The following is a 24,011-nucleotide window of genomic DNA, read 5'->3' on the forward strand; positions in this document are numbered from 1 at the left end:
CCTCAGCGCTCCGCGTCCGTCGCGCCGTCGGGCACCGGCAGGCGCTTGGGCGCGACCCAGAGCCGGAACACGAACCACGCCAACGCCAGTGCGCCGATGCTGAAGATCGTGTCGCCCGGCACGCGCATCCAGACCAGCATGTCGACGATCGGACGCTGCATGAACTCCGCCGAGCGCGCATACGCGTAGCCGTGTTCGATGGCCGCCAGCAACTGCATCGTGCCGATGGGCAGCAGCGTGAGCAGCGCCATCAGCACCAGTCCGATGTTGAAGCACCAGAACGCCACCTTCAGCGCACGCGTGTCCCACACCATCTGGCCGCGCAACCCGCGCATGCAGAACAGGATCAGCGCGATGCCCAGCATGCCGTACACGCCGAACAGCGCAGTGTGGCCATGCAGCGGCGTCAGGTTCAGGCCCTGCATGAAGTACAGCGACAGCGGCGGGTTGATCAGGAAGCCGAACAGCCCCGCACCGACCAGGTTCCAGAACGACACCGCGACGAAGAACAGGATCGGCCAGCGATAGCGCGCCATCCACGGCACGGCGTGGCCGAGCTTGTAGGTGTGGTAAGCCTCGAAGCCGATGTAGGCCAGCGGCACGACTTCCAGTGCGCTGAAGCTCGCACCCAGCGCCACCACCGTGGTGGGCGTGCCGACGAAGTACAGGTGGTGCAACGTGCCCAGCACGCCGCCGCTCATGAAGATGATCGTGGCGAACAGCACCGCGGTCGTCGCCGACTTCGCCTCGACCAGCCCCAGGCGCGTGAAGATCAGCGCCATCACCGCGGTGGCGAAGACTTCGAAGAAGCCTTCCACCCACAGGTGCACGAGCCACCAGCGCCAATACTCGACTTCCGAAATGTGCGTGTGCTCGCCCCACATCAGCGCGGCGCCGAAGAACAGGCCGATGCACACGGTGGACAGGAACAACAATCCGACGATCGCCTTGGTGTCGGTGCGCGGCCCGCGCAACACCGGCCACAACGCACGGCCGACGAGCGTCAGCCACAGCAGCAGGCCGATGAACAGGAACCATTGCCAGAAGCGGCCCATGTCCGCGTATTCCCAGCCCTGGTGGCCCCACCAGAAGTTCAGGTCGAGCCCGAGCTTCTGCATCACCGCCAGCCATTGGCCCGCGAACGCGCCGACGACGATGATCAACAGGCACGCCCACAACGCATTGACGCCGAAGCGCTGGAATTTCGGCTCGTGCCCCGACAACGCCGGTGCGATGTACAAGCCCGTGCCGAGCCACGCCACCGCGATCCACAACACCGCCAACTGCGTGTGCCAGGTGCGCGTGATCGAATACGGCAGGATGTCGGAGATCGCGAAGCCGTAGGCCTGCTGGCCTTCGACCTGGTAGTGGGCCGTCATCGCCCCGAGCAGGATCTGCACGAGGAACAGCGCGAGCACCACCCAGAAATACTTCGCCGTGGCGCGCATCGACGGTGTCACGCGCAGCGCGGCCATCGGATCGCTCGACGGAATCGCGTGCGCCGCCTCTCCCCGTCCGTGCGTGCGCGCGTGATGCCAGCCGAGCAATCCGATGCCGGCGATCAGGAACAACACACTGAAGGCCGACCACACCCACATCGACGGCGGCGGCGTGTTGCCGAGCAAGGGCTCGCTCGGCCAGTTGTTGGTGTAGGTCACCTGCTTCGTCGCGACGCCGGCCTCGCCGGTGGAATTCGCGTCGGCCGGGCGTTCGGTGCCGGCCGCCCACGCCGTCCACCAGAAGAAGGCCGTCAGCGAGCGGCGGTTGGCCGCGTCGGGCACGGTGCCTTCCTTCATCGCGTAGGCCTCGCGCAAGCGCGCGGTGGCCGGGTCGTTGCCGAACAGACTCTCGTAGTGCGCGGCCACGTTGGACAGCGCGATGACGCGTTCGCGCGTCAACGTGATCACGCCGGTGGTGGCGTCGTAGGTATTTGCGCGGAACTGCGCCTGCAGCCGTCCGCGCAACGCGGCCTGCCGCTCGGCGGTCAACTTCGCATACGACACGCTGCCTTCGGCGCGCGCCCACTGGTCAAGGAGCGCGGTGGCTTCGCGATGCAGCCAGTCGGCGCTCCAGTCGGGCGCGACGTAGCCGCCGTGGCCCCAGATCGACCCCAGCTGCATGCCCCCCATCGATTGCCACACCTGGCGGCCGCGCTCGATGTCGTGGCGCGTGTAGACCGTCGCGCCCGTGGTATCGACGACGCGCTCGGGCACCGGCGGCGCGGCGCGGAAGATTTCGCCCCCCGCCCACAGCAATACCGCGAACGACGCGATCAACAGCGCCGCCAGCCCCAGCCAAAGCTTCCGCGTGCTTTCCATCTCACCCTCCCATGATCATGGGAGGCATCGTGCGTGCGGCCGCGCGCGACCGCCTTGACCCAAGTCAAGCCGCGAGGCGATTCGGGCGGGTCAGTGCCTGAGGACGGGCGCGGCCAGGGCGTGGAGCGCGTCCACGTCCAGCAACTCGACTTCGCGCCCTGCCACGTGCACCAGGTTGTCGCGGTGGAACCGGGCCAGCACGCGGCTCACGGTTTCGGGCGCCAGGCGCAGGTAATTGCCGATGTCGGTGCGCGACATCGTGAGTTGGAAGCGGTGCGCGGAGAACCCCCGCACTTGGAGGCGCTGCGACAGGCCCATGAGGAACGCGGCCATCCGCTGGTCCGCCGACCAATCGGCCGCCAGCAACTCGGCGCGCCCGATGTCGCGGCTGAGCAATCGGAACAACTGCCGTTGCAATCCGGGCATCCGCGCGGCGAGGACGGCCATCTTGGGGAACGAGAAGCGGCACAGCATGACGGTGTCGAGCGCCACGGCGTTGCACGGATAGTGCTCGCCGTCGATGCCGTTGAGGCCGATGATTTCCCCGGGCAGATGGAACCCCAGCACGTGTTCGTGCCCGTCCGCATCGACGACGTAGGTCTTCACCGTGCCCGCGCGCACGGCCGCGATCGCATCGAAGCGATCGCCCTCGCGGAACACGTGGTCGCCCGGCGACAGCGGGCCATGGTGTTCGACCAGCACGTGCAGGTCGGCCAGGGCGCCCTTGTCCATGCCCTGGTCCATGCAGGCCTGCGAGAACGCGCAGGTCGAACAGAAATGCAGCGCGTCGCCGTCGTCGGACAGCGTGCGCGCATCGGTGCTCGGAAAGACGGCCGGCCTCATCCGGGGCCCATGGTACGTCATGCGTTGCAGGCGGTCAGATCGCGCGGGAGAAGCGCGGCGTCGCCACGTCGGCGGGCGCGTCGAGGTAGCGGTCGAAGCACATCGCGACGTTGCGCAGCAGCAGGCGGCCCCGCGCAGTGACCGCGATGCGGTGTCGCTCGATGCGTACCAGTCCGTCCTCGACCAGCGGCGTCAATCGCGCGAGCGCATCGCCGAAATACGTGCGGAAGTCGATGTGGAAACGACGCTCGATTTCGTCGATCCCGACTTCGCCCTGGCACATGAGCGACTGGATGAGGCTCGCGCGCAATCGATCGTCCTCGTCCATCCGCATGCCGCGGAACACCGGCAGGCGCCCGGCGTCGAGCATCGCTTCCCAGGTCGGGAGATCGCGCGCGTTCTGGCAGAAGGTATCGGCGACGTGGCTGATGGCGCTGACGCCGACGCCGACCAGGTCGCTGTCGGCATGCGTGGTGTATCCCATGAAATTCCGGTGCAAGCCGCCGTGCGACTGCGCGACGGCGAGTTCGTCGTCCGGCAGCGCGAAGTGGTCCATGCCGATGTAGACGTAGCCGGCCTGCGTGAGGCGTGCGATGGCCTGCCGCAACAACGCCAGGCGCGCTTCGGCGTCGGGCAGCGCGAACGCATCGATCCTGCGTTGCGGCTTGAAGAGCGTCGGCAGATGCGCGTACCCGTAGACGGCGACGCGGTCCGGCCGCATGTCGACGACGGTGTCCAGCGTGCGGTCGAAGCCTGCGACGGTCTGCTTCGGCAAACCGTAGATCAAGTCGATGTTGACGGAGCGGAAGCCTTCGGCGCGACACGCATCGACGACCGCGCGGGTCTCCTCGACGCTCTGCACGCGGTTGACCGCGACCTGCACGTCGTGGTCGAAATCCTGCACGCCGAGGCTCGCGCGATTGAAGCCGCAGGCCGCCAGGTGCGCGATGTCGCGCGGATCGACGTGGCGCGGGTCCAGCTCGATGGAGATGTCGCGATCGGGTCCCTGCGCCATGCGGAAGTGCGTGCCGATCGTGTCGATCGTTTCCTGCAATTGCGCCGGCGACAGGAAGTTCGGCGTACCGCCGCCGAAGTGCACCTGGATCAGCTCGCGATCGCGATCGAACATCTCCGCCGCGAGCGCGATCTCGCGGTACAGGCGGGCCAGGTAGCCGTCCGCGCGCGCCTTGTCGCGCGTGATGACGCGATTGCAGCCGCAGTAGAAGCACGGGCTCTCGCAGAAGGGAACGTGCACGTACAACGACAGCCGCCGCGGGATCGGATCCCCGTTGCTCGACGCGGCGGCCTGCCGAAATTCCCGCTCACCGAATCCGGCGTGGAATTGCGGCGCCGTCGGGTACGAGGTGTAGCGCGGGCCGGGCCGGTCGTAACGGCGCAACAGATCGGCATCGAAGTCGAGCGTGCTGTCCATCGCCTCAGCCCCCGCATCCGCCACAACACTCCGACGCCAGCCGCTCGACGTCGGACGGCGCGACGAGCAGCCCGGCCGAGTGCAACGCGCGCAACACCTCCGCGTCGGTCAGTTGCGTGGAAATACGCAAACGACCCGCGGCATCCACGTCCACGAGCGCGGCGGGATCCATGTCGCCCAATCGGCTGGCGATGCTGTCGAGGCTGGCGACGTGCGAGGAAGGGCAGACGAGGTATTGCATGGCGGTGGACTCCCGATGGATGCGGGAATCCTCCGCGATGCAGGCCGGGTCGGCCTTGATCCAGGTCAAAGGCGACGCATCCGGCGGGGCTCACCCGGCCGGGGGAGGTGCCGCGCGATCCACCCATTGCATGAAGATGCGGTAGCCCACGGTGAGCAACACCGCACCGAGGAACAGGCCGGTCATCCCGCCGACCACCATGCCGCCGATCGCACCGACGAGGATCACCAGCATGGGCGCGTCGACCCCGCGCCCGAGCAGCATGGGCTTGAGCACGTTGTCCGCCGCGCCGGCGATCACGAACCACGCGGTGAACAGCACGCGCGACAGCGTCGACCCCCCATCGTCCGACATCCACAACCACACGACCGCCGGCAACGACACCAGCAGCGCAGGCAATTGCAGGATGCCGATGAACAGCGCGATCAACGCGAGCACGCCCGCGCCCGGCACGCCCGCGAGGAGGAAGCCGACGCCGAGCATCAGCGCCTGGATGAACGCCACGCCGACGACGCCGGTGGCGACCGAGCGCATCGTCGCGACCGACAACGCCAGCAACTCCGGCCCCTGTTCCTCGTCGGTGAGCCGCGTGACGATGCGTCGCGCGATGCGTTCCTCTGCGTTCGCATGCACGAGCATCACGCCCGCCACCACGATGGCGAGCAGGAACAATGCGACCGCCTTCAAACCACCCGCGGCCATCGGCACCGTCTTGCGCGCGAACCCGCGGACCACCTCGCGATTCTGTTGCAGGAACGTGGGCAGGTTGTCCGACGCGGCGCTCCATGTCGCATGCACGCGCGCACCGACGATGGGCCATTGCCGCACGCGCGCATCGGGCGCGGGGAGCGCGAACCGATCCTCCTCCACCGCGTGGTACGTATCGCTCAACTGCCCGGCGACGTTGACGCCGAGCGCGACGATCGGCGCACCGATCGCAAGCAGCGCAAACAGCACGAGCACGGTGGCGGTGAGCCGACGCCGCCCGCCGAACCATCGCAATACGATCAGATACAGCGGATACAACGCGACCGCCAGGATCATCGCGATGATCACCAGGTGCGAGAACGGCGTGAACACGCGCACGCACACCACGATGAGCAGGCCGATCAGCGCGACGCGCAGCAGCGTCTCGGACAGGTCCGTGGTGAGCAGCCGTCGCAGCGTCGTCGCGTGCACGGCGATTCAGGGCTCGCGAAGCGCTTGCATCCCGTGATCGTGGAGCGGCGCGCTTGCGGACACCATTGGACGTAGGACCAACGTCGGGTTGGCGCGGGGTGGCCCCATCTCGAGGAACAGCCACTTGCCGATGTTGTTTGGTGGTGGATGCAATCTTGTGCTAACCCATCTCAGTAATATTTCCCGGTTTCAAGGAAAACAACAGAGAAATTCGAGAGGAGTCGCGCGATCCGACTGTCGTGCCTGGCTTGGGTCAGCGCCGGTAAGGCCCCAGGACGTAATCAGAGGTGCCAACGGAGCAGGCATCGCCTCCTCCAATGGCGCCGCCATCAGCACGCGACCGCATCCTTCCCATCACGCAAGTACAGGCACGGCCAGAGGTATATAGCGACTTTGGCTGCCCAAGTCGGCAACTGAGAACGGGATGACATCGGCGCCGTCGCCGCCGCCAAAGAGAGAATGAGTGCAAATACACCCGGGGGAATTGCGGCCTGCTGGCCGTCTATTTCTCATTCGACCAAACGTTGCAGACTGTATGGTGGGCATTGTACGAATCGAACCTACGGCCAAAGTCGCTCCGCGACTTTGGCCGACCATTTCGACAACTGAGAAGTCCCGACCAATTCTGCCTCGCACGGGCGATGACAGAGACGCGGGTAGCGCGAAATCCCGCGGGAATTGCGGCCTGGAGGCCGCTTTTCTCTGATGTAGAGAAACGGGGAAGACTGCGTGGTGGGCCGTGATGGATTCGAACCATCGACCAGCGGATTAAAAGTCCGATGCTCTACCGACTGAGCTAACGGCCCACGTATTGGAGGCTCGCGCCATTGCGGCGCGGGCGGCAATTCTACCCGACGTAGCGTGTCGGGTCTTCGACACCCGCGGCGGCGAAGCCTTCGGCCCGCAGGCGGCAGGCGTCGCAGTGGCGGCAGGCGCGGCCTTGCGCGTCGGCCTGGTAGCAGGAGACGGTCTGCGCGAAGTCGACGCCCAGGCGGTTGCCTTCACGCACGATGTCGGCCTTCGACATGCGCAACAGCGGGGCGTGGACGCGGATGCCGGCGCCTTCGACGCCCGCCTTCGTGGCGACGTTCGCGAGTTTCTCGAACGCTTCGATGAATTCGGGGCGGCAGTCGGGGTAGCCGGAGTAGTCCACCGCGTTGACGCCGCAGAACAGGTCCGCCGCGCCGAGCACTTCGGCCCAGCCCAGCGCGACCGACAGCATGATGGTGTTGCGCGCGGGCACGTACGTCACGGGGATGCCGGGGCCGCCGGCTTCGGGGACGTCGATGTCGTCGGTCAGCGCGGAACCGCCGATCGAGCGCAGGTCGACGACCACCGTCTTGTGCGCGGCGCCGAGCGCGTTGGAGACGCGATCGGCGGCGTCGAGTTCGCTCGTGTGCCGCTGGCCGTAACGCACGCTCAGTGCATACGGTTCATAGCCTTGCTCGCGCGCGATCGCCAGGACGACGGCCGAATCCATGCCGCCCGAGACGAGGATGACGGCGCGCTTGTTTCCATTGTTCAACGGCCCGGCTCCTCGCCCCACAGGGCCTTGTGCAATTGCGTCTGGAAGCGCACGGGCAGGCGCGCTTCGACGATCCAGTCGGCCAGTTCGCGCGCGGGCACTTCGTTGGCGCTCGGCGAAAAGAGCACGTCGCAGCGTTCGTGCAACTTGTGTTCGAACAACACATCGCGCGCCCACTCGAAATCCGCGCGGCTGCACACGACGAACTTCACCTGGTCGTGCGGCGTGAGCAGCGGGATGTTGTCCCAGCGGTTGCGCTCGACTTCGCCCGAACCCGGCGTCTTGATGTCGACGATGCGCGAGACACGCGTGTCGACGTCGGCGATGTCGATCGCGCCGGAGGTTTCCAGCGACACGACATAACCGGCGTCGCACAGCTTCGACAGCAGGCCGATCACGCGTTTCTGCGAGAGCGGTTCGCCGCCGGTGACGCACACGTGGCGGACGCCGTGTTTGGCGACCTCGGCGAGGATGGCCTCGATGTCCCACCACTGCCCGCCGAAGAAGGCGTAGGTGGTATCGCAGTACTGGCAGCGCAGCGGGCAGCCGGTGAGGCGCACGAACACCGTCGGCCAGCCCGCGTCGCGGGCTTCGCCCTGCAGGGACAGGAAGATTTCGGTGAGCTTGAGGCGGTCCGCCGTGGCGGCGGGGGCCGCTTGCGTGGCGGGGTGGACTGCGGACATGGGCGCCATTTTACAGGCGCCCTGCCGCTAGCGAACCCGGTTGAGCTGAATCGCCCGGAGGCGGTCCTCGGCCGTGCGGGCGGCGTCGGTGCCGGGGTATTGCTGGGCGACGCGGGCCAGGGTGGCCTCGGCGGCGTCCATCTGCTTGAGGCCGTATTGCGCCAGGCCGACCTTGAGCAGGGCGCCGGGGGCCTTGTCGTGCGTCGGGTACTGGGTGAGCAGCGCCTGGAATTGCTCCTGCGCGAGCTCGTAGTTCTGCGTGACGTAATAGCTCTCGCCCAGCCAGTACAGCGCGTTGGGCGCGTACGTGCCGGCGGGGTAGTCGCGCAGGAATTGCTGGAAGCGCTGCGCCGAGCCGACGTAGTCGCCGGCCTTCAGCACGTCGAAGGCCGCATTGTAGGCGGTGCGTTCATCGGCCGAGAGCGCGACCTTGCCGGCATCGCCGCGCACGGTGGGCGGGCGTTCGGCGACGACCGCCGCGCCACGCGAGGTGGATGCGCTCGCCGGCGCCACGGGCACCGTCGTCGCAACGCCACCGGTCTCCAGGCGCGCCACGCGCCCATCGAGGTCGCCCCAGCGCGCGTCGAGATCCGCCTTCAATTGCGCATTCTGCTGCTGCACTTCCTCCAGTTGCGAACGCAACGCCGTCACTTCCGAGCGCAGTTGCTGGACCTGGTTGAGCAGGTCGACGTTGCCCTGGTTGTTCGCGGCCTGCTGCTCGAGCACGGTCACGCGGTCGGCGAGGCTCGCGCGTTGCGCGAACGCGGGCGCGGCGGCCACGAGGGCCGCCGCGAGTGCACACAATGCGAGCGGATGCCGCATCGCTTACTTCGCCGTGTAGACGATCTCGACGCGGCGATTCTTGGCCCAGCAATCTTCGGTCGATTCGTTGCAGGTCGGGCGTTCCTCGCCGTAGCTCACCACCGTGATCTGGCTGCCCGAGCCACCGTTGGCCTGCAGCGCGGAGGACACGGCATTGCCGCGGCGCTCGCCGAGGCCGAGGTTGTATTCGCGGCTGCCGCGCTCGTCGGCGTTGCCTTCCAGCGACATGCGCGACGACGGACGATCACGCAGGTACTTGGCGTGGCACGCCATCGCGGCCTGGAATTCCGGACGCAGCGCATCCTGGTCGAAGTCGAAGTACACCACGCGCTGGCGCAGGCAGGCGTCGGTGTCGAGGTCTTCGGGGGTATACGCACCGGCGGCGGCCGGCGTTTCGGTCACGGGCGCCATCGTGCTCGGCGCGGCCGGCTGCACCGGTTCTTCCTTGACCTTCTTGGAGCAGGCCACGGCCGCCGTGCAGAGCATGGCGACCATCATGATGCGTCCGAACTTCTGGGTCGTTGCGTTCATCGTCGTTCCTCGTCTTCTCGCAGTGTGGGGTGGCCGCCTGGGCGCGGCCGGGGGTCCGAAATACTACGCGCGTTCAGCGTTTCTGCCGGTAGGGGCCCCAGGCCGGTTCCTGGACGCTCGCGCCCTGCACCGGGAGCTTCGCGCGGGCGCGGCCGTCGGCGGACACGGTGTAGAGCACGCTGCGCCCGCCTTCCTTCGCGGCGTAGAGCAGCATCGATGCGTTGGGGGCGAAGCTCGGCGATTCGTCGAGGTTGCCCGGCGAGAGCGGCGTCCACCGGTTGCCCATCGTGCGGTCCATCAGCGCGATGCGGTAGGTGTTGCCGTTGCCCTGCGCGGTGGCGATCTTCTTGCCGTCGGCCGAGACCGTGGCGCGTGCGTTGTAGCTGCCGGCGAAGGTCAGGCGCGTGGCGCCGCCGCCGCTCGAAGAGGCTTGGTAGATCTGCGGTTTGCCGCCGCGATCGGAGGTGAAATAGAGCGTGCCGCCGTCGGCGCTCCACACCGGTTCGGTGTCGATTCCGAAGTGGTTCGTGATCTGGCTCAGCTGCTTGCTGCCGAGGGTCATCACGTAGACCTCGGGGTTGCCGCTCTTCGACAACGTCATCGCGAGCTTCGATCCGTCGGGCGAGAAGCTCGGCGCGCCGTTGATTCCGCGGAAGCTCGCGACCAGTTCGCGGCCGCTGCTCGTCAGGTTCTGGATGTAGATCGAGGAATTTCCGCGATCGAAACTGACGTAGGCGAGGCGCTTGCCGTCCGGCGCCCACGCCGGCGACAGGATCGGCTGCGGCGAGCTCACCACCGCCTGCGAATTGAAGCCGTCGCTGTCGGCGACCATCAACTGGTAATGGCGGTTGTTGCCCGTGCCGCTCGCGGTGACGTACGCGATGCGCGTCCAGAACGCGCCGCGCACGCCGAGGATCTTTTCGTACACCGCATCGGCCACCTGGTGCGCGAGGTCGCGCGCGGCGGTGCCCGGCGCGATCTTCGCTTCGCCGAGGATGCGCTGCTGCTTGGACACGTCGAACAGTTCGTACTCGACGCGCAGGTTGCCGCCTTCGGGCACCACGCGGCCGGCGAGCAGGAACTCCTGCTTCAGCAAGCGCCACGTGGCGTAGTTCACTTCGCTGCCGCGCGTCGGGCGTTCGACCATGTCGCGGTCGGGCAACACGCGGAAGGACCCGGAGCGCGCGAGGTCCGCGGCGACGATGCCGCCGATGTCGTTCTCGCCCGTGGACCCGGCGAAGGGCACCACGGCGATCGGCAGCGCGGAGGCCGTGCCGCCCACGACTTCGGCGTCCACCTGCGCCAGGGCAGCGAGGGGGAACAGGAGCAAGGCGGTGGCGGCGAGCCGGCGCAGCGTTCGGGTCATCGGGGGATTCCTGAATGGAGCGGTCGTAGTTAACAGCTTGGCCGTGAAATGCGGAACAAAGATGAACGACTCCGGACCCGAGGGTCCGGCGGCCGTCATTCGGCGCGGAAGCCCAAGCGCAGTTCCGGCTGGAACACGCGCTCGAACCCGGCGTACGGGAGCGGCTGGGCCTTGAAGACCGCTGCTTCCACCGACCGGCGGGTGAGTTCGTCGTAGGGGCATCCGGGAAGCACTTCGACAGACGCGACGCGACCGCCGCGCTCCATCGAGATGCGGATCGGGCATTGGCCGGCGGGCACGTCGTCCGGACGGCTCCAGTTCTGGCGGATCTGGCTGACGATGGCCATCAGCCAACGCGAACGCAGCGTGTCGGCGTCACCGCCCATGCCCGGTTGCGGCGCGGCTTCGGCGTTTTCGCTGCGCGCATCGGCCTGCGCGGCGGCATCGGCGGCGCTGCGCGCATCGGCGATCTGCCGCAGCTTCTGTTCGCGCAAGGTCAGTTCTTTCTGGTTCAGTTCGCGCTCGCGGCGGATGTCTTCCAGTTGCTTCTGGCGCATCTGCTCCATCGCGCTCAGGCGACGCTCGCGCTCGGCCTGCATCTGCCGGTCCTGCGCAGTGGTGTCGATCTGTTCCTGGCGTTGCTTGGCGTCCTGCACTTTTTCCGCGGGGGGCTTGGGCGACGGCGCTTGCGTCACCTGCTCCTGCTCGATGACATCGGGCTCTGGCACGACGTCCTGCGCGACCGGTTGCGGCGGCGTCGGCGCATCTTCAGGGCGCGGTTCGGGCTTCGGTTGTTCCACCGGCGCGGTCGCTTCCGGCGCGGGGGCCGGTTGTTCCGGGCGCTTGGCGAGCGCGCGGCGCATCGACGCGGACAAGGCGTTCGGATCGATCAGCGTGGCTTCGATCACGGGGCCGCGCTGGATCTCCTCGGCGTCGGTCCACGTCCAGTACAGGCCGAAGTAGAACAACGCGAACAGCAACGCGTGCAGCAGCAACGCCGCGACGAACGACTGCATCGTGTCGGCGCGCGTTTCCTTCACTTATTGACTGCCCCGGTCGGCTGGCTCATCAGGCCCGCGCGCGGCACGTTGGCGCGCGTCTGCAGCGCGGTGAGCACGTCGTAGACCTTCTGGTATGCGACGTCGTTGTCGGCGGCGACGTACACCGGCACGTCCTTGTTGTTGCGCACGAACGCGCCGACCTTGACCACGAGCTGGTCGAGCGAGGTGGCTTCGTTTTCCGCGCCTTCCAGCTTGAGCCACAGATCGCCCTTGCTGTTCATGCTGATCACCACCGGCTCCTGCTTCTGCTCCACCGGGCGTGCGTTGGATTGCGGCAGTTCGATGTCGACGCCGAGGTTCAGCAACGGCGCGGTGACCATGAAGATGATCAGCAGCACGAGCATCACGTCGATGTACGGCACGACGTTGATCTCGGCTTTCAGTTTCCGCTTGCGATGGCGCCGCGAAGTCATGGCGGTCATGTCCCGCTCCTTATTCGTCGGCGTGCGCCTGGCGCTGCAGGATCGAGGAGAACTCCTCGGAGAAGGCGTCGTAGCGCGTGCTGATGCGCTCGACCTTCGTCGCGAATCGGTTGTACGCCCACACCGCCGGGATCGCGGCGAACAGGCCCATCGCCGTCGCGATCAGCGCTTCGGAGATGCCCGGCGCGACGGTCGCGATGGTCGCTTCCTTCACGTTCGCCAGGCCCTGGAACGAAATCATGATGCCCCACACCGTGCCGAACAGACCGACGTACGGGCTGATCGAACCGACGCTGGCGAGGAATTCGAGGTTGTGTTCCAGGCCATCGAGTTCGCGCGAGGACGTCGCGCGCATCGCGCGCTGCGCGCCTTCGAGCTGGATGCGGCTGTCGACGCCGCGGCGCTGGCGGATGCGGTTGAACTCGCGGAAGCCCGCTTCGAAGATCGCCTCCAGGCCTTCGGCGCTGCGGCCGCGTTCGGTGGCGCCCGAATACAACTTCGACAGCTCCGCGCCCGACCAGAAGCGTTCTTCGAACTTTTCGGCTTCCTTGTCCGCGCGGTCGAGCACGCGCTTCTTGCGGAAGATGATCAGCCACGAGGCGATCGACGCGAACAGCAGCAGCAACATCACCAGCTGCACCGGGATGCTCGCGTGGAGGATGAGGTCGAGGATGTTGAAGTGGCCGGCGGCGGCCGCGGCATCGGCCGCCTGCCCCGCCTGGTCGGCGATCTCCACCGTCTGCGCCGGCGCTTGTTCCGGCAGGGCCTGGGTGGCGGCTTCCTGCAACATCAGGATGGGCGTCATGCGGGGGTCTCCACGAGGCAGGTCAATGCGTCGAACAACGGTTGGGGGATGGCAACGGGTTTGAACTTCGAGGCCGACAGCGCAGCGACACGGACCGTCGCGTCGAGCAACAGTTCCCCGTCGCGGCGGATCGACTGCACGAGCACGAGGCTCGCGCGCCGGCATTCGACCAGTGCGACGGACACCTGCAGCGCATCGTCCAGCCGCGCCGGCAGGCGGAAGTCGATCTGCATCGCCCGCACCGCGAACACCAGGTCGTGTCCGTTGCGCAGGCGCTCCTGGCCATGCCCCTGGGCACGCATCCACTCGGTGCGCGCGCGTTCGAGGAAGGCCAGGTATTGCGCGTGGTAGACCACGCCACCGGCGTCGGTATCCTCCCAATACACCCGTGTCGGCCAACTGAACACGGGCTCACCCACCGCTTGCATCATCGACATCCGTGGGTGCAGGCGAGGCGAAGAGGTCCTGCGCGCCGGCCTTCGGGCGCAACCCGAGATGGCGATACGCCTTGGCGGTGGCCATGCGTCCGCGCGCGGTGCGGATCAGGTAACCCTGCTGGATGAGGTAGGGCTCGATGACGTCCTCGAGCGTGCCGCGTTCCTCACTGAGCGCGGCTGCGAGCGATTCGACGCCGACGGGGCCGCCGTCGAAGGATTCGACGATGATCCGCAGCATGCGGCGGTCGAGTTCGTCGAACCCCTGCGGATCGACCTTGAGCATCTGCATCGCCGCATCGGCGACGTCGCGATCGATGTTGCCCGCCGCGCGCACCTGGGCGAAGTCGCGCACGCGGCGCAACAGGCGGTTGGCGATGCGCGGCGTACCGCGCGAACGGTTGGCGATTTCCGCCGCGCCTTCCGCCGTGCACGCGATGCCGAGGATCGTCGCCGAGCGCCGCACGATGCGCGTGAGTTCCTCGGGCGTGTAGAACTCCAGCCGCTGCACGATGCCGAAGCGATCGCGCAGGGGCGCGGTCAGCAGGCCCGCGCGCGTGGTGGCGCCAATGAGGGTGAAGGGCGGCAGGTCGAGCTTGATCGAACGGGCCGCGGGGCCCTCGCCGATCATGATGTCGATCTGGAAATCTTCCATCGCCGGGTACAGCACTTCCTCGATCACCGGCGAGAGGCGATGGATTTCGTCGACGAACAGCACGTCGTGCGGCTGCAGGTTGGTCAGCAGCGCAGCCAGGTCGCCGGCCTTCTCGATCACCGGGCCGGAGGTCTGGCGCAGGCCGACGCCGAGTTCGTTGGCGATCACGTGCGAGAGCGTGGTCTTGCCCAGGCCCGGCGGGCCGAAGATCAACACATGGTCGAGCGCCTCGCCGCGCGCCTTCGCCGCCTCGATGTAGATCTGCATCTGCTCCCGGACCGGCGCCTGGCCGAGGTATTCGGAGAGCTTCTTGGGGCGGATGGAGGCCTCGATGGCCTCGTCCTCGCGCGTGGCGGCGGAGGTGATGACGCGGGAGTCGTTCATGCCGCCATGTTCGCGCCCTTTCGCCGCGGGCGCAAAACATGGCGTCCGGGCGCGCTCAGGCGGCGTGCGTGGCGCCCTGCTCCCCGGCGGCGCGCTCGATGCGTTCCAGCAGCCGGTGCGTGTCGAAGGCGCGCTCGAGCGTGGCCAGCGGCGTGTCTTCGTCCTGCGTCGCGCGCAGGAACGCGCGGGCCTGCGCGGTCAACGTCCCGGGATGTTCCCGCACGTCGTCGAGCGGCAGCACGCCCTGCCCGGCCACGTGCAGCGCGGATTCGGCGCGCGGCGCGATGCGGCTGGCGGAGAGGTCGACGTCCATGCCGTTCGGGAACCGCAGGCGGCAGCGGATGGCTTCCCAGCGTTCGTAGTGGCGGCGCGCGTCCAGCACGTCGACTTGCACCGGGCTGGCCTTCGCCAGCGCGCACACCCAGTCCAGGTCGTGCAGCATCAACTCGCGCAACACGTCGCCGTCCCGCGGGATGTCGATGGCGTGCGCGGTGTGGCGGCGGATCGCGAGCGTGGCCGGTGGCGGCGCGGCCAGGAGCGATGCGATCACCGGATTGAAGCGTTCACCGAAGGCCACGCGCATGCACGTGCCGTCGATGTCGGACGCGGCGATCATCGCCGCGGTGTCGTCGGCGCGTGCGCCGCCGGGTGTTTCGATGAGGCAATGCACGCCACGTCGCGCGAGCGCGCACGCGACCTGCGCATGGCGCTCAGGCGGCACGGCGACGATGGCGTGGCGGATCGACGGGGCCAGCAAATCGATCGTCGCGTGGCGGGCCGCGCCGAGCGCGGCGATGTCGTTGGCGCATGCGGCGTCGGGGTCGACGATCGCGGCGAGGTGGACTTCGGGCATCGTCGCCAATGCCTGCGCATGCAACCGACCCCTGCGGCCGAAACCGACGACGGCGATCGGCGCGATTCCCACGGCGGGGCTCATGCGAACTTCGCCATGAAGCGGCGATACGCCGATGGGTGCGCGTCTTGCACGTCCGGCTGCGCGCGCCTGGCGGCATCGAGCTGCGCTTCGAGCGCGAGCAGCCGCGCCTGCGCATCGGCCAGGTCGAGCGCGAGCTGGCCCTGCGCGCGCAAGGCGTCGGCGTAGGCATCGGCGGTGCGCGCCTGCATCGACGTGGCGGCGAGCTGCGCATCCCGGGCTTCGTCGCGCGACGCGAACGCCGCGTCGCGCTCGATGCCCGCATCCAGCGCGCGCTGCATCGCACGCGTCAGGCGCGCTTCCATCTCGTCGTGCGCCTTGAGGGCCATGTCGCGTTCGGTGACGGCGGCTTCGCGCGCCTGCAATGCCGCGCCGATGCGCTTCTCGGCGGCAGCCGCGGCGGCCCTGCCCGATTCCATGTGCGCGTCGCGGGTGGCTTCCGCGTCGCTTTGCGCGATGCGCGACTGTTCGACGGCCTTCACCATCGGCGCGACGACATCGCGCAGATAGCGCGCAGCCGCCTGCGTGCATTCCTGCGGATCGGGGAAGCGGCCGGCCTCCATCGCTTCGCGATACTGCGCGAGGGTCGCATCGGCCAGTACGTCGATGTTCGCCTCGGTGCGTACGCGGCCGCAGACGCGGCCCGCATCGTCGGCGTCGTACGCGGCGATCGCGGCGAGCACGCCGGCTTCGGTCACCGGCGCGGCCTGCATCGCGCGCGCGCCGAAGTCGAGGGCGCGCAGGCGATCGAAATTGGTCGTCGTCACCAGGCCGGCGAGGCCCGCGCGGTCGGCGATGATCGTGGCGCAGCCGGTCGCCATCGCTTCCAGGGCGCGGCGCGTCTGCGCGAAAACCAGGTCGTAGTCGCGCAATGCATGGGCCGGCACTTCGTCCGTCGCCAGGTCCACCGCGATGCCCGCCTGGCGGCATGCGCGCACGACCGTGGCGGCGCAGGCGTCCTGCAGGCCGTGCGAGTTGCACAACAGCGCGCGGCGCGGCGTGGCAGGCAGCGGCGCGCGCGGTTCGAAGCGTGCGATGTCCACGCCGTTGGGGATCACGCGGATCCGCGCGGCGTCGACGCCACCGGTCGAGGCCAACCGTTCGGCGCACACGGTGTCCACTGCGATCCAGCGGGCGATCGTCGGGAACACCGGCGGCGCGTGCTCCCACGGCGCCAGCGCATTGCATGCGGCGACGACCGGCGTGCCCGCGAAATGCAGCGCGGCCGTCATGGTTTCGAGATGGTGTTGCCCGTGGATGATGTCGGGCACGAAGTTCAGCGCCGACAGGTCATCGACCACCGGCACCGTCGCTTCGCGCAGCGCTTGCGCGACGTGCGCGGGCACCGCGCCATACACGACCGTAGGGTGCCCCTTGCGGAGCAGCGCGCGGGCGAAATCCACGAGGGACGGGCCGGAACCTGCCCGCGACGCCGCGGTGTCGTCGGTGATCAGGATGCGCAGCGCGCGCGGCGATTGTTTCCCCATGCGACGAGCATGGCATTGCGTGCGCAGAGCGGGCAATCGGGCATTCGAAAACTGTGACCGCGTGACGGCCGCTTGTTCAGATTTCGACCTGCGCGCCCAGTTCGACCAGGCGGTTGCCCGGGATCCGGAAGAAACCGGTGGCCGGCGCTGCGTTGCGATGCAGGAACGCGAACAGGCGGTCGCGCCACACCGGCATGCCGCGGTGGCGGCCGGCGACGATGGTTTCGCGGCTGGCGAAATACGTCGTGTCCATCGGGTCGAAGGGTATGCCGATCCGTTCGTCCATGTCGCACGAGCGCATCAGCGCCAGCGGCACGTCGGGCACTTCCATGAAGCCGAAGCGCACCGTGATGCGATAGAAGTCGTCGCCGATCGGCTCGATCTTCAGGCGGCGGTCCTTCGGCGCATGCGGCACGTTGAGCGTTTCGACCGTGAGGAACACGTTGCGCTCGTGCAGCACCTTGTTGTGCTTGAGGTTGTGCAGCAGGGCATGCGGCACCATGCCCTTCTGCGCGATCAGGAAGATCGCCGTGCCCGGCACGCGCGTGGGCGGCGCGAGCATCAGGCCGGGCAGGAACGAATCGAGCTGGATGCCTTCCTTCCGGATTTCCTCGTACAGCAACTGGCGGCCGCGGCGCCACGTGCGCAGGATCGTGAACACCACGATCGCCAGCACCACCGGGAACCACGCGCCATCGAGGAACTTCACGCCGTTCGCGACGAGGAACGCGACGTCGATGATGGCGAACAACACGCACAGCGGCAGCACCCAGCGGCGCGCCTTCGGCCACATCGCGCGGGCCACGAGGAACAGCAGCAACGTGTCGATCAGCATCGTGCCGGACACCGACACGCCGTACGCCGAGGCCAGGCCCGTGGAGCTGCGGAACATCAACACCACCGCGATCACCGCCAGCGCCAGCACCCAGTTGATCCACGGGATGTAGATCTGGCCGATGGTGTCCTTCGAGGTGTGCTGGATGCGCATGCGCGGGATGTAACCCAGCTGCATCGCCTGGCGCGCCACCGAGTACGCGCCGGTGATGACCGCCTGCGATGCGATGACCGCGGCGAGCGTGGCCAGCACGATCATCGGGATGCGCACCATCTGCGGGACGGAGAGATAGAACGGATTCGAGGCGACCTTGGGATCGAGCAGCAGCAGCGAGCCCTGCCCCATGTAGTTGAGCATCAGCGCCGGCAGCACGAACCAGTACCACGCGTGGCGGATGGGACGCGCGCCGAAATGGCCCATGTCCGCGTACAGGGCTTCGCCGCCGGTGACCGCGAGCACCACCGCGCCGAGGATGAAGATCGCGTGCCCACCGTGCGTGGCGAAGAACTGCATCGCCCACCACGGGTTGATCGCGTGGAAGACTTCGGGGTTGTGGCGGATGTTCATCACGCCGATCGCGGCGAGCGACAGGAACCACACCAGCATCACCGGCCCGAACACCTTGCCCACGCGCTCGGTGCCGAAGCGCTGCGTGCCGAACAGGAACACGATGATGCCCAGCGTGATCGGCACGACCCACGTGTGCAGTTGCGGCGCGACCACTTCCAGGCCTTCGACCGCCGAGAGCGTGGTGATCGCCGGCGTGATCACGCCGTCGCCGAAGAACAGCGACGCGCCGAAGATGCCGAGGATGCCCACCGCGTACGCGGACTTCGAATCCTTCGGCATCGTGCGCTGGGCCAGCGCCATCAGCGCCATGATGCCGCCCTCGCCTTCGTTGTCGGCGCGCATGATGATCGTGACGTACTTGAGCGTCACGACGATCATCAGCGCCCAGAACACGAGCGAGAGGATGCCGAGCACGGTGTCGTGGTTGGCTGTCAGCCCGTAGTGCGGCGAGAAGGCTTCCTTCAACGTGTACAGCGGGCTGGTGCCGATGTCGCCGAACACCACGCCCACGGCGCCGACGGCCAGACCGAGCAGACCGGTCTTCGCGCCGTGGTGGGCGTTCTTGGAGTGGGCGTGGGTATCGGCCATGGACCGGGGTGCCTTAGCGGAGCGCGGACTTTAGCGCCTTGCGGATGATGGTCGCGGCGTCGTCTCCCGGGGCTGCGGCATCGCGCACCATGCGCGTGGCCTCCGCGGGCTTGTAGCCGAGTTGCTGGAGCGCCACGGTGGCTTCGGACTGCGGGTCCGCCGGCACCCCGGGCGAACCGAGCGGGCCGCCACCGCCGAGGTCGGCCGCGCGATCGCGCAGTTCGACCACCATGCGTTCGGCGGTCTTCTTGCCGATGCCGGGGATGCGCGTGAGCGCGGTGACATCGCTGGAGGAGACCAGGCGCGCGAATTCGTCGACGCTCACGCCCGACAACACGGCCAGCGCGATCTTCGCGCCGATGCCGCTCACCTTCTGCACGTCGCGGAACAAACGCCGCTCGTTCTCGCGCAGGAAGCCGTACAACGAGACGCTGTCTTCCTTCTGCGCGTAGTGCGTGAACAACGCGACTTCGCGGCCGATCTCGGGCAAATCGTAGAACGTGCTCATCGGCGCTTCTAGCTCGTAGCCCACGCCGTTGACGTCCACCACCAGCCACGGCGGCTGCTTGTGCACGAGGATCCCTTTGAGGCGTCCGATCACGTTGCGGTCCTTGTGGCGATCAGCGGCGGCGGCGCAGCAACGCGACGCTGGCCCCGGCGCGCAACGCGGTCGCGCTCATGTGCGCGTGCGTCAGCGCGACGGCCAATGCGTCGGCGGCGTCGGGTTGCAATTTGGTGTCGGGGAGTTTCAGCAGCAGGCGCACCATGTGCTGGACCTGCGTCTTGTCCGCGGCGCCGCGGCCGACCAGCGATTGCTTGATCAGGCGCGGTGCGTATTCGTGCACGGCCAGGTGCCTGCGCACGACGGTGGCCAGCGCCGCGCCGCGCGCATGCCCCAGCTTCAGCGCGGAGGTCGCGTTCTTGTCCATGAAGACGGTTTCGATGGCGACCTCGTCGGGCCGCCACGCATCGATCACCGTTTCCAGGCCTTCGCACAGGCGGCCCAGGCGCGCGGGGAAGTCGGCCGCGTCGAGCAGCACCAGCGCTTCGCAATGCACGAACGTGCAACGCCCGGCGTCGTCGACGTCGATCACGCCCACGCCGGTGCGCTGGGAACCGGGGTCGATGCCGAGGATGCGGGTCACGTTTTGGAGTCTACGCCGATGTCTTACGCAAGATCGCCGAGATCGGCGTTGGCATAGACGTTCTGCACATCGTCCAGGTCTTCGAGCCAGCGCAGGAGCTTTTGCACCTGTTCGGCGGTCTCGCCGGAGACGGCGATGTCGTTGTCGGCGCGCATGGTGACTTCGGCCAGGTCCGGCTTGAGGCCCGCGCCTTCCATCGCGGCCTTGACGCTTTCGAAGGTATCCGGCGCGGTAAGCACGTCGATGGCGCCGTCTTCGGGATACACCACGACGTCGTCGGCGCCGGCGTCGATCGCCAGTTCGGTGATGCGATCTTCGTCGGCGCCCGAGGCGAAGGAGAGCACGCCCAGCTTCTTGAACATGAAAGCCACGGAGCCGTCGGTGCCGAGGTTGCCGCCGAACTTGCCGAACGCATGGCGCACGTCCGCCACGGTGCGGACCTTGTTGTCGGTGAGGCAATCGACGATCACGGCCACGCCGCCGGGCGCGTAGCCCTCGTATCGGATTTCCTCGTAGGTGACGCCTTCGAGTTCGCCGGTGGCCTTCTTGATCGCGCGCTCGATGACGTCCTTCGACATGTTCACCGACAGGCCGCGGTCCATCGCCGCGCGCAGGCGCGGGTTGCCGGACGGGTCGCCGCCGCCGGCGCGGGCGGCCACGCCGATCTCGCGGATCACCTTGGTGAAGATCTTGCCGCGCTGCGCGTCGACCGCGTTCTTGCGGGCTTCGATGGAAGGGCCACGACCCATGTTCGAACCTTGGTGCTGACTTGCGAGGGCGCGGATTCTACAGGGGGCGGGGGCTAAGCGCCCTGCCCGGCGAAACGGCCGGTCGACAGGAAGGCGACGGTCTGTTCGGCGGCGAGGGCCGAAAACAGCAGGCCGCTGTGGCTGGCCGGGATGACGACGTGGTCCTTCAGGCCCGCAAGGCGGGTTTCGTCGACCGCGACGGTGCCGTCGTGTTCGCCCGCGAACCCGGCGAACAAGGCGCCCAGCCCATGCGGCACGCTGCCGGCGATGGCGCCGACTTCGGCCGCACCGGTCCATTCCGGGAAGCCTTCACGCAACAGGGCCGCACTCTGGCCGAGCAGCAGCGCCGCCATCGGCAACCGCAGCAGGCCCGAGGCCGCACCGCTGCCACCGAGCGGCGCGCCGATGCAAACCAGGCGCCCGACCTTGAGATGCGTGGCCTCGCGCAGCGCCTGCATCGCGATCAATCCGCCGAGGCTGTGCGCGACGAGATCCACCTCTCGCGTCCCGATCTTGTCGACCAGCGCCTGCACGGCGCGATCCGGCCCGTCCGCGACGCTGAGGTAGGAAAAGACTTCGGTGTCGTAACCCGCGGCCTGCAACCTCCCCGCCAGCCAGTGCATGGCCAGGCCGGGCATCCACAACCCGTGCAGCAGGACGACGGTGCGCTTCACGCGGCGGGGGTGCGGCGCAGGATGAATTCCGGATCGCGCACGCTGCCGACGTGGAACTCGTAACCGCCGACGTTCTCGAAGCCCAGGCGTTCGTAGAACCGCTGCGCGCCGAAGTTCTGCGAGTAAACGCCGATCCACAGTGTCGTCGGGCCGTCTTTCTCCAGCCAATCGAACGCGGTCTGGATCAGGCGCGAACCGACGCCGCCGTTCTGCGCTTCGGGCATCAGGTAGATGCGTTTGAGTTCGCCGTCTTCGGGCCGCACGCCGGCATGCGGCAACGTGCACGGACGGCCGGCGAGGGCGTAGCCCAACGCTTGCCCGTCGCGTTCGACGAGCCACATCGCGCACTTCGGATCGGACAGGAACTTGCGGTGCTGCTCGACCGAATACGCATCGTGCAGGAATTGCGCGAGATCCGCCGGCGGGTACAAATGCCCGAACGCGACGACGAACGCGCGCTCGGCGACGTCCGTCAGGACCTGCGCGTCGTCGAACGTCGCGCGGCGGATCATCGCCTCGCTCACTTCGCGGGCTTCTCGCGCACGGAGACGTGCACTTCGGCCAGCTGCGCATCCGGCACCGGCGACGGCGCGCCGGTCATCAGGCACTGCGCGGTGGTGGTCTTCGGGAACGCGATGACATCACGGATCGATTCGGTGCCCGCCATCAACGCGGCGATGCGATCGATGCCGAAGGCGATGCCGCCGTGCGGCGGCGCGCCGTACTTCAGCGCGTCGAGCAGGAAGCCGAACTTGCCTTCGGCCTCTTCCGCGCCGATGCCGAGCAGTTCGAACACCGCGCTCTGCATCTGCGAGTTGTGGATGCGGATGGAACCGCCGCCGATCTCGTTGCCGTTGAGCACCATGTCGTAGCCGCGCGAGACGGCGGTCTTCGCGTTCGCGCGCATCTCTTCGATGGAATCCACGGCCGGCGCGGTGAAGGGATGGTGGAGCGCGACGAAACGATTCTCTTCGTCGTCCCACTCGAACATCGGGAAGTCGGTCACCCACAGCGGCGCCCAACCCTCGGCGACGAGACCGAGATCCTTGCCGAGCTTCAGGCGCAGCGCGCCCATGAAGTCGGACGCGGACTTGTACGTCGCCGCGCCGAAGAAGATCGCATCGCCGGATTGCGCGCCGGTGGCCTTCAGGATCGCGTCGAGCGTGCCGTCGTCGAGGAACTTGCCGATCGGCGAGGAGATGCCTTCGCGGCCCTTGCCCAAGTCATCGATCTTCATCCACGCCAGGCCCTTCGCGCCGAACTTCGCCGCGTGCGCGCCGTAGTCGTCGATCTGCTTGCGCGAGAACTGCGCACCCTTCGGCGCGCGCAATGCGACGACGCGGCCGTCGGCGTGGTTCGCCCAATCGGTGAACACCTTGAATTCGCAGGTCTTCACCAGATCGGCGATGTCGGTGAATTCCATCGGGTTGCGCAGGTCCGGCTTGTCCGAACCGTAGCGGCGCATCGCTTCTGCATACGTCATGCGCGGGAAGGGATTCGCGAGCTCGACGTCCATCACTTCGCGGAAGACGACGCGGATCATTTCCTCGACCGTGTCCTGCACGTCGCGCTCGGACACCCACGCAAACTCCATGTCGAGCTGCGTGAACTCCAGCTGGCGGTCGGCGCGCAGGGCTTCGTCGCGGAAGCAGCGCGCGATCTGGTAGTAGCGGTCGAAGCCCGCCATCATCAGGATCTGCTTGAACAACTGCGGCGACTGCGGCAACGCGTAGAACTCGCCCGGGTGCATGCGTGCCGGCACGAGGAAGTCGCGCGCGCCTTCGGGCGTGGCCTTGGTGAGGATCGGCGTTTCGATGTCCTGGAAGCCGCGGGCGTCGAGCCAGCGGCGCAGCGCCTGCACCAGCTTGATGCGCGTGCGCATCATCCGCTGCATCTGCGGCGTGCGCAGGTCGAGGTAGCGATACTTCAGGCGGATGTCCTCGCCCGGGTTCTCGTGCGCGTGGAAGGGCAGCGGCTCGGCCTTGTTGAGCAATTCGATCTGCGTGGCGACGACTTCGACCTGGCCGGTGCGGATCTTCGGATTGACGCTCTGGCGGCGGCGCACGGTGCCGGTGATGCGCAGGCAATCCTCATAACCGACGCGCGCGGCCGCTTCGACGACCGCGGCGTTGCCGGCGGCGTCGGAGGGTTCGGCGACGATCTGGACGATGCCTTCGTGGTCGCGCAGGTCGATGAAGCACAGGCCGCCGAGGTCGCGGGCGACGTCGGCCCAGCCGCACAGGGTGACGGTCTGGCCGACCAGCGCCTCGTCGACGAGGCCGCAGAAGTGGGTACGCATGGGGGTTCCGTTGATTTGGTGCCGCCGGC

The 24,011-nt window shown here is 67.9% G+C and carries 24 protein-coding genes and 1 tRNA gene; all 25 read right to left on the reverse strand.

From position 1 onward, the window contains the following. Positions 1 to 2 precede the first annotated feature (2 nt). Positions 3 to 2,318: a nitric-oxide reductase large subunit gene (locus LF41_RS10370; protein WP_036169295.1), complete on the reverse strand. Its 2,316-nt coding sequence runs from the start codon at positions 2,316 to 2,318 to the stop codon at positions 3 to 5. A 90-nt stretch (positions 2,319 to 2,408) separates the two neighbouring features. Further along, entirely contained in the window at positions 2,409 to 3,161 is a 753-nt protein-coding gene (locus tag LF41_RS10375; protein ID WP_052116332.1) for a helix-turn-helix domain-containing protein, read from the reverse strand. 34 nt (positions 3,162 to 3,195) lie between these two features. Next, entirely contained in the window at positions 3,196 to 4,593 is a 1,398-nt protein-coding gene (gene hemN / locus LF41_RS10380) for an oxygen-independent coproporphyrinogen III oxidase (protein WP_036169300.1), read from the reverse strand. Positions 4,594 to 4,597: 4 nt separating this feature from the next. Next, complete coding sequence (locus tag LF41_RS16170; protein ID WP_152599987.1) at positions 4,598 to 4,834, reverse strand: hypothetical protein; 237 nt, start codon at positions 4,832 to 4,834, stop codon at positions 4,598 to 4,600. A 90-nt stretch (positions 4,835 to 4,924) separates the two neighbouring features. Next, positions 4,925 to 6,013 carry an AI-2E family transporter gene (locus LF41_RS10390; protein WP_161786953.1) on the reverse strand — a complete coding sequence of 363 codons (1,089 nt, stop codon included), beginning with the start codon at positions 6,011 to 6,013 and terminating at the stop codon, positions 4,925 to 4,927. A gap of 730 nt (positions 6,014 to 6,743) precedes the next feature. Then, positions 6,744 to 6,819: transfer RNA gene (locus LF41_RS10395), tRNA-Lys, on the reverse strand. A 41-nt stretch (positions 6,820 to 6,860) separates the two neighbouring features. Continuing rightward, entirely contained in the window at positions 6,861 to 7,538 is a 678-nt protein-coding gene (gene queC / locus LF41_RS10400; protein WP_272913793.1) for a 7-cyano-7-deazaguanine synthase QueC, read from the reverse strand. Beyond that, positions 7,535 to 8,221, reverse strand: a complete 687-nt coding sequence (gene queE / locus LF41_RS10405) for a 7-carboxy-7-deazaguanine synthase QueE (RefSeq protein ID WP_036169512.1) — start codon at positions 8,219 to 8,221, stop codon at positions 7,535 to 7,537. The genes queC and queE overlap by 4 nt, the downstream gene beginning before the upstream one ends. 27 nt (positions 8,222 to 8,248) lie before the next feature. Then, positions 8,249 to 9,043: a tol-pal system protein YbgF gene (gene ybgF / locus LF41_RS10410; RefSeq protein WP_036169302.1), complete on the reverse strand. Its 795-nt coding sequence runs from the start codon at positions 9,041 to 9,043 to the stop codon at positions 8,249 to 8,251. A gap of 3 nt (positions 9,044 to 9,046) precedes the next feature. Next, positions 9,047 to 9,574, reverse strand: coding sequence for a peptidoglycan-associated lipoprotein Pal (gene pal / locus LF41_RS10415; protein ID WP_036169304.1), 528 nt, complete (start codon positions 9,572 to 9,574; stop codon positions 9,047 to 9,049). Positions 9,575 to 9,647: 73 nt separating this feature from the next. Beyond that, entirely contained in the window at positions 9,648 to 10,940 is a 1,293-nt protein-coding gene (gene tolB / locus LF41_RS10420) for a Tol-Pal system beta propeller repeat protein TolB (RefSeq protein WP_036169306.1), read from the reverse strand. Between the two features lie 95 nt (positions 10,941 to 11,035). Continuing rightward, positions 11,036 to 11,980 (reverse strand): cell envelope integrity protein TolA, encoded by a 945-nt coding sequence (gene tolA / locus LF41_RS10425; protein ID WP_036169308.1) that lies wholly within the window; start codon positions 11,978 to 11,980, stop codon positions 11,036 to 11,038. Then, entirely contained in the window at positions 11,977 to 12,423 is a 447-nt protein-coding gene (locus LF41_RS10430; protein ID WP_036169311.1) for an ExbD/TolR family protein, read from the reverse strand. The genes tolA and LF41_RS10430 overlap by 4 nt, the downstream gene beginning before the upstream one ends. Before the next feature lie 10 nt (positions 12,424 to 12,433). Then, complete coding sequence (gene tolQ, locus LF41_RS10435; protein WP_036169313.1) at positions 12,434 to 13,228, reverse strand: protein TolQ; 795 nt, start codon at positions 13,226 to 13,228, stop codon at positions 12,434 to 12,436. Further along, positions 13,225 to 13,665: a tol-pal system-associated acyl-CoA thioesterase gene (gene ybgC, locus LF41_RS10440; RefSeq protein WP_152599988.1), complete on the reverse strand. Its 441-nt coding sequence runs from the start codon at positions 13,663 to 13,665 to the stop codon at positions 13,225 to 13,227. Before ybgC ends, tolQ begins: the two co-directional genes overlap by 4 nt. Continuing rightward, the gene (gene ruvB, locus LF41_RS10445) at positions 13,640 to 14,701 is read right to left on the reverse strand and encodes a Holliday junction branch migration DNA helicase RuvB (protein WP_052116335.1); all 1,062 of its coding nucleotides are present in this window, start codon (positions 14,699 to 14,701) and stop codon (positions 13,640 to 13,642) included. Before ruvB ends, ybgC begins: the two co-directional genes overlap by 26 nt. Before the next feature lie 55 nt (positions 14,702 to 14,756). After that, positions 14,757 to 15,638 (reverse strand): Gfo/Idh/MocA family protein, encoded by an 882-nt coding sequence (locus LF41_RS16995; protein ID WP_036169315.1) that lies wholly within the window; start codon positions 15,636 to 15,638, stop codon positions 14,757 to 14,759. Next, a complete protein-coding gene (locus LF41_RS10455; RefSeq protein WP_036169317.1) occupies positions 15,635 to 17,122 on the reverse strand; it encodes a glycosyltransferase in 1,488 nt (495 codons plus the stop codon). The genes LF41_RS16995 and LF41_RS10455 overlap by 4 nt, the downstream gene beginning before the upstream one ends. Positions 17,123 to 17,198: 76 nt before the next feature. After that, positions 17,199 to 19,115, reverse strand: a complete 1,917-nt coding sequence (locus LF41_RS10460) for a potassium transporter Kup (protein WP_036169320.1) — start codon at positions 19,113 to 19,115, stop codon at positions 17,199 to 17,201. Positions 19,116 to 19,128: 13 nt separating this feature from the next. Next, entirely contained in the window at positions 19,129 to 19,716 is a 588-nt protein-coding gene (ruvA, locus tag LF41_RS10465) for a Holliday junction branch migration protein RuvA (RefSeq protein WP_036169322.1), read from the reverse strand. 19 nt (positions 19,717 to 19,735) lie between these two features. Beyond that, complete coding sequence (gene ruvC / locus LF41_RS10470) at positions 19,736 to 20,260, reverse strand: crossover junction endodeoxyribonuclease RuvC (RefSeq protein WP_036169323.1); 525 nt, start codon at positions 20,258 to 20,260, stop codon at positions 19,736 to 19,738. A 23-nt stretch (positions 20,261 to 20,283) separates the two neighbouring features. Continuing rightward, positions 20,284 to 21,009: a YebC/PmpR family DNA-binding transcriptional regulator gene (locus tag LF41_RS10475; RefSeq protein WP_036169325.1), complete on the reverse strand. Its 726-nt coding sequence runs from the start codon at positions 21,007 to 21,009 to the stop codon at positions 20,284 to 20,286. A gap of 53 nt (positions 21,010 to 21,062) precedes the next feature. Then, positions 21,063 to 21,683, reverse strand: coding sequence for an alpha/beta fold hydrolase (locus LF41_RS10480; RefSeq protein ID WP_036169328.1), 621 nt, complete (start codon positions 21,681 to 21,683; stop codon positions 21,063 to 21,065). Next, complete coding sequence (locus LF41_RS10485; RefSeq protein ID WP_036169519.1) at positions 21,680 to 22,195, reverse strand: GNAT family N-acetyltransferase; 516 nt, start codon at positions 22,193 to 22,195, stop codon at positions 21,680 to 21,682. The genes LF41_RS10480 and LF41_RS10485 overlap by 4 nt, the downstream gene beginning before the upstream one ends. An 8-nt stretch (positions 22,196 to 22,203) precedes the next feature. Continuing rightward, complete coding sequence (gene aspS, locus LF41_RS10490) at positions 22,204 to 23,982, reverse strand: aspartate--tRNA ligase (protein WP_036169330.1); 1,779 nt, start codon at positions 23,980 to 23,982, stop codon at positions 22,204 to 22,206. Between the last annotated feature and the right edge of the window lie 29 nt (positions 23,983 to 24,011).

The organism is Lysobacter dokdonensis DS-58 (genome assembly GCF_000770795.1).
GTDB classification, from domain to species: Bacteria; Pseudomonadota; Gammaproteobacteria; order Xanthomonadales; family Xanthomonadaceae; genus Noviluteimonas; species Noviluteimonas dokdonensis.

Bases quoted from the DNA above. Each gene is read 5' to 3' on its own strand.
- LF41_RS10370 (WP_036169295.1), bottom strand. From the start codon at position 2,318: ATGGAAAGCACGCGGAAGCTTTGGCTGGGGCTGGCGGCGCTGTTGATC.
- LF41_RS10375 (WP_052116332.1), bottom strand. From the start codon at position 3,161: ATGAGGCCGGCCGTCTTTCCGAGCACCGATGCGCGCACGCTGTCCGAC.
- hemN (WP_036169300.1), bottom strand. From the start codon at position 4,593: ATGGACAGCACGCTCGACTTCGATGCCGATCTGTTGCGCCGTTACGAC.
- LF41_RS16170 (WP_152599987.1), bottom strand. From the start codon at position 4,834: ATGCAATACCTCGTCTGCCCTTCCTCGCACGTCGCCAGCCTCGACAGC.
- queE (WP_036169512.1), bottom strand. From the start codon at position 8,221: ATGTCCGCAGTCCACCCCGCCACGCAAGCGGCCCCCGCCGCCACGGCG.
- ybgF (WP_036169302.1), bottom strand. From the start codon at position 9,043: ATGCGGCATCCGCTCGCATTGTGTGCACTCGCGGCGGCCCTCGTGGCC.
- pal (WP_036169304.1), bottom strand. From the start codon at position 9,574: ATGAACGCAACGACCCAGAAGTTCGGACGCATCATGATGGTCGCCATG.
- tolB (WP_036169306.1), bottom strand. From the start codon at position 10,940: ATGACCCGAACGCTGCGCCGGCTCGCCGCCACCGCCTTGCTCCTGTTC.
- LF41_RS10430 (WP_036169311.1), bottom strand. From the start codon at position 12,423: ATGACCGCCATGACTTCGCGGCGCCATCGCAAGCGGAAACTGAAAGCC.
- tolQ (WP_036169313.1), bottom strand. From the start codon at position 13,228: ATGACGCCCATCCTGATGTTGCAGGAAGCCGCCACCCAGGCCCTGCCG.
- ybgC (WP_152599988.1), bottom strand. From the start codon at position 13,665: ATGTCGATGATGCAAGCGGTGGGTGAGCCCGTGTTCAGTTGGCCGACA.
- ruvB (WP_052116335.1), bottom strand. From the start codon at position 14,701: ATGAACGACTCCCGCGTCATCACCTCCGCCGCCACGCGCGAGGACGAG.
- LF41_RS16995 (WP_036169315.1), bottom strand. From the start codon at position 15,638: ATGAGCCCCGCCGTGGGAATCGCGCCGATCGCCGTCGTCGGTTTCGGC.
- LF41_RS10455 (WP_036169317.1), bottom strand. From the start codon at position 17,122: ATGGGGAAACAATCGCCGCGCGCGCTGCGCATCCTGATCACCGACGAC.
- LF41_RS10460 (WP_036169320.1), bottom strand. From the start codon at position 19,115: ATGGCCGATACCCACGCCCACTCCAAGAACGCCCACCACGGCGCGAAG.
- LF41_RS10475 (WP_036169325.1), bottom strand. From the start codon at position 21,009: ATGGGTCGTGGCCCTTCCATCGAAGCCCGCAAGAACGCGGTCGACGCG.
- LF41_RS10485 (WP_036169519.1), bottom strand. From the start codon at position 22,195: ATGATCCGCCGCGCGACGTTCGACGACGCGCAGGTCCTGACGGACGTC.
- aspS (WP_036169330.1), bottom strand. From the start codon at position 23,982: ATGCGTACCCACTTCTGCGGCCTCGTCGACGAGGCGCTGGTCGGCCAG.